We start from the raw sequence: 4,998 nt of genomic DNA, 5'->3' as shown, positions 1-4,998 counted from the left end.
CACGATCACCAAACGGCTTACGCTCCCCGCCACCAAAACCGCGGCGGTCACCCTCGCCCCCGCCTTCGCGACGCTCGCCACCACCAAAGCTGCGGCGGTCACCCTCGCCCTCACGACGCGGACGATCACCAAACGGCTTACGGTCACGATCACCAAACGGCTTACGCTCCCCACCACCAAAACCGCGGCGGTCGCCCTCGCCCTCCCGGCGCGGACGATCAGAGAACGGCTTACGCTCCCCGCCTCCAAAGCTGCGACGGTCCCCTTCGCCCTCGCGACGCGGTCGATCACCGATCGGCTTACGGTCATGGTCACCGCTGGAACCGCGGCCTTCACGGTCGCGGAAGCCACGGGGATCCCCGCCGGAATTATTGGTCCCCCTAAACGGGCCCCCCTGCCGTCCCCGGTTGCTTCCCGAGTCCCCCCGGTCGTTTCCGCCGCGGTAACCGCCGCCCTTGTGCTCAGCCATGGTGGATTCCTCCTGTAGTGAGCCGACCACTGGCGCGATGTGCAGCCGCTCTTGTCCGTGTTTGGTTGTCCTGCGCGACCCGTCGTGAAGCATCCGGTGTCCGCATATCTCTAGCAATTCTAGGTGAGAGCCCGTGCCAGCCACTACCGGCGAGGGTCTTCCACGGGCAGGCGTGTGCATCCTCACAGAGTATGTGCCGCCGAATGGCCTGCCGGCCGATGACTGCCGGGCCGCGGTGGCCATTCAGGTTTTCGCACGTCCGGCACAGCGCGCCATCCCACAGGGAAAATCCAAGGAGGCGTGGCAAGACTGACCCTCACAGCATCCGCCAAGGGGGAACCATGAAGACATCACGGACGAAGCCGGTGGCCGCTGCTGCCATGATCGTGGCATGCGGGCTACTGGCTCTGTTCATTGCCTACTCGACCGAGGCCGGCAAAGAAGCAGCGCTCCTGGACCGGACCGGGGCAGCGGTCATCTGGGGGCTTCCTGTGGCCAAACTTATTTTCAATGTGGCCGCCGCCGGTACTGTCGGGCCACTCGCTTTGGCGCTGTTCGCCCTGCCCCCGAAGGGAAGGGCGTTCTCGAAGGCACTGGCCCTTGCCGGTGTTTCTGCTGTGCTCTGGACAGCAGCCGCAGCCGCGATCAGCGTCCTCACCTTCCACTCGTTGGCTAACCTCCCGCTGTTTTCGGAAGGTTCCGGGGCAATATTTGTCAGTTTCCTGACGGACGTTGATGCTGGCCGGAGAGGCGCGCTAACAGTGCTGATCACGGCAATCGTGGCGCTTCTGTGTTTCGGGGTCCAAGGACAGCGGTCTGTCGCCGTCACGGCTGTGCTGGCTTCCACGGGACTGATACCACTAGCTCTGAACTCCCATGCCGCGGGCGGCGCGAACCACGCCGACAGCACGGTTTCGGTGGTCATGCACATGGCCGCCGCAGCCATCTGGATCGGCGGTCTGGCAACCCTCGTCCTGCTGCGCCGGACGCTGGGAACGGAGTTGCTGGCCGCGGTCCGGCGTTACTCAACGTTGGCGCTGCTGTCCTTCCTGGCCCTGGCACTTTCGGGTGTAGCGGCTGGGCTGACAAGCATCGGAACAGTTCAGGGGCTGGCTTCACAGTACGGTCTGATTCTCTTGGCCAAGACGGCTGTTCTGGGACTTTTGGGCCTGTTCGGGGCGCTGCACCGAAAGTGGGTCCTCACGAAGCTGGAATCGATCCCGGGCAAGGCGCGGACCGCTTTCGCAACTCTGGCTGTGGCCGAGCTCGCCCTCATTGCAGCCGGATCGGGACTCGCAGCCGCCCTGGCACGCACTCCGCCGCCAACAGTCTCCCAGGCCGCACCGGCCCAGGTATCGCTGCGCGTTCCGGGTTTTGTGGATGTGCTCAGCAACTGGAAGCCGGACGCCCTCTGGATCTTCCTCTGCGCGGTGGCGGTGTTCCTGTATGCGGCCGGAGTGCGGCGCATCAGGAACCGTGGCGGGCACTGGCCTGCCTACCGGGCCGGCCTTTGGTTCACTGGCGTCGCGCTGCTGTTCCTGGTCACCAACGGAGGACTCCGCGTTTACCAGGAGTATCTGATCAGCGCGCACGTCGTGACCCAGATGCTTCTCATCGGCGTCGTTCCACTCCTGCTGGTTCCCGGCGCCCCGCTGACGTTGGCCAGGCTCGCCGTTGTGCCCAGGCAGGACGAAACAGTAGGCGGTGCAGAAGCTCTTATCGCGACGCTGCGTCCGGTTCTGAATGCCACGTCTGCGCCCTACTTCGCAGCCGCCGGCCTGGCGGCCGTGATGGCGGCCCTGTATTACACGCCCTTGCTGGACTATTCGTCACGCACGCAGTTCGGGTATCAGGGCATGGCCCTGCTGGCTTTGCTCTCCGGCTGCCTCTTCACTGCTTCCCTGACCCGCGCCGCTGACGGCCCAGGGCCGTCACTGACTTCCAGGCTGGTGACGATAGGTGCGGTGGCCGCGCTCTACATGGTGCACGGCTGGGCCCTAGCGCAACAGGCAGACCAGCTTCCCGATTCGCGGCGGCAGGAATGGGTGATCACCGCGGGCCAGCCCTGGGACCAGCCAGTTCTGGCGGTCGTGGAGCCGGCGGGCATGGCCATGTGGATCATCGCTGCCGGCACGCTTCTGATAGCAGCCGCGACTGTGCTGGTCCGCTCTCTCCGACACCGCGATGCGGTCGCTCGGAACCGTTCCGCCTCTGAGCACACCCACGACCTTGTCACGTCCTCAGAATCCTGAGCGGCCCCCCATCCCTACCAGGTGCTTCCTGGGTGGTTTCCACCCAAAGAAGGCCACTGCCACCCCTCCCGCCGCAAGGTTTCCGCAGGGTAGGTATTACATCCTTCAAGTAAATCAATTGGACTTTCTAACGACGTCGGAGGTAGTCGTGTCAGTAACACGCCGTCAGGCACTGCAAATAGGTGGAGTGGGAATCATCGGCGCCTTTGGCCTAGCCGTCCCGTTGACGTCGGTCAACGCCAAGTCGGCAAGCCAGCTGGCATCCCGCAACATGCCGAAGCCCTACCAGAGGGAACTTCCCATTCCGGAGGTGCTCAAGCCCAAGAGCACCGTTGTGGACCCGGACGGCCGGAAGCGGCACCTGTACCAGATCCAACAGAAGGCAGCTTTGGCCAACATCGTGCCTGGCCTCAGCACTCCTATCCTCGGCTACAACGGAACATTTCCAGGGCCGACCATCAAGGTGAACCAGGGCGAACGCATCACCCTGGAAATGGACAACGTGCTGCCGCTGTTCCATCCGCAGTGGGGGTATCGGCTTGATACCTCCACCCACCTTCACGGATCAGCGTCGCTGCCGCAGTTCGACGGCTACGCCAACGACCTGACCGGCCGGGACTACTGCAAGGATTATGAATACCCCAACTTCCAGCCGGCACGGACCCTCTGGTACCACGACCACGCGGTTCACAACACAGGGCAGAGCGTCTATTCCGGCTTGGCCGCCCAGTATCACCTGCACGACGAAGTGGAAGGCAACATTCTTCCGCAGGGCAAGTTCGATGTACCGCTGACCGTTTCTGACGCCATGTTCGCCGCCAACGGCGCCCTCGGCTACAACGACAACACCCACTCAGGCCTGTGGGGCGACGTCATTCTTGTCAACGGTGCGCCATGGCCCGTGATGAAGGTCCAGCGAAGGATCTACCGCTTCCGTATTCTCAACGCATCCATTGCCCGCTCCTACCGCTTCTCCCTGAGCACCGGAGACGCCATGACCATCGTCGCAACGGACGGAGGCCTGATGCCCGCCGCCCAGCAGGTGACGTCCTGGCGGCACGGCGGCGCTGAGCGCTACGAGGTTCTCATCGACTTCTCGATGTATCCCGTCGGCAAGCGGGTTGAACTGCGCAACCTGTCCAACAAAAACAATGTGGACTACGACTTCACCAACAGGATCATGGCCTTCGATGTGACGGACGAGCCTGTCGACACGACCGGTCCCGGCGCCAGGGTGCTGCCGACGCTCCTCGCCCCCAGCGCCACCATGAGCCTCAAGGCTTCTGATTCGGTGAAGACCCGGCGCATGCGCGTGAAGCGGGACAACGACGTCTGGACGATCGGCGGCATGACCTGGGACGAAGTGGTCCAGAGCGGGTACAGGAAGGTCCTCGCTGATCCGGACCTCGACGATGTGGAGATCTGGGAAATAGAGAACAGTTCGGGTGGCTGGTTCCATCCTGTGCATATCCACTTGGTGGACTTCCAGGTCCTGAGCCGGAACGGACAGGCACCGATGGCCCACGAGCGCGGACCCAAGGACGTGGTCTACGTGGGCGAAGGCGAGACGGTCCGGCTGGTCATGAAATTCGAACATCACCGTGGGCGCTACATGATCCACTGCCACAACCTGCCCCACGAGGACCACGACATGATGGCCCAGTTCAGCGTTGGCCTCGACACGAACGACGTAGACCCCAATCATCCAGTCGAAGCGGTCCGGCCGCATCCGATCGGCCAGGCTGCACCGGCGCAAGGCACGGCAGAGGCACCGCAAACCAGCACCCAGCCGACGGAGGTGGCTGCGCCAGTAACCACCACCCCGGATACCGCACCGGTAGCGCCCCAGCCGGCACCCGCCCCTGTCCCGGCTGAGGTACCTGCGGGACAGAAGGACGTCGTGACCATCACCTCCTCCCGGCACCGCCTGAGGAAGGACATGACCTTCAGCGGAACTTCCAAGTACGCCGGATCGACGGCGGCAACCTCGGCTACCGTCGTGCTGTACGACGTGACGCCGGGCCGCGCCTCCACACGTTTGGCTACGGTGAAGGCCAACTCTCTTGGAGCCTGGACGTTTACGGTCAAGCCCGGGCCAACCAAGCAGGTCACAGTCGTCAAGGCCCAGTCGAGCCTCGGCGGGACAGCGACTACGAACGTAAGGACCAGCTGAATACGGAAAGCGGCTTAAATGCGGGAGAGCCCCAACCAATGTGTCTGGTTGGGGCTCTCGACCTTTTTCTCAAATGAGTGTCCGGCGGTGACCTACTCTCCCAC

At 63.6% G+C, this 4,998-nt stretch carries 3 protein-coding genes; all 3 read left to right on the top strand.

The genetic code is table 11. From position 1 onward, the window contains the following. Positions 1 to 487: hypothetical protein (locus tag G9E11_RS11110; RefSeq protein ID WP_203219247.1), on the top strand; the 487-nt coding region annotated here is incomplete at its 5' end. Between the two features lie 323 nt (positions 488 to 810). Continuing rightward, positions 811 to 2,721 (top strand): bifunctional copper resistance protein CopD/cytochrome c oxidase assembly protein, encoded by a 1,911-nt coding sequence (locus tag G9E11_RS11105; protein WP_190605555.1) that lies wholly within the window; start codon positions 811 to 813, stop codon positions 2,719 to 2,721. A gap of 187 nt (positions 2,722 to 2,908) precedes the next feature. Further along, complete coding sequence (locus G9E11_RS11100; protein ID WP_311764348.1) at positions 2,909 to 4,894, top strand: multicopper oxidase family protein; 1,986 nt, start codon at positions 2,909 to 2,911, stop codon at positions 4,892 to 4,894. The last annotated feature ends 104 nt before the right edge of the window (positions 4,895 to 4,998 follow it).

This window comes from Arthrobacter ipis (assembly GCF_014694315.1).
Classification (GTDB): Bacteria; Actinomycetota; Actinomycetes; order Actinomycetales; family Micrococcaceae; genus Arthrobacter; species Arthrobacter ipis.
This window is presented reverse-complemented; position numbering and strand designations above follow the sequence as displayed.

Coding starts and splice junctions, on each gene's coding strand:
- G9E11_RS11105 (WP_190605555.1), top strand. CDS start 811: ATGAAGACATCACGGACGAAGCCGGTGGCCGCTGCTGCCATGATCGTG.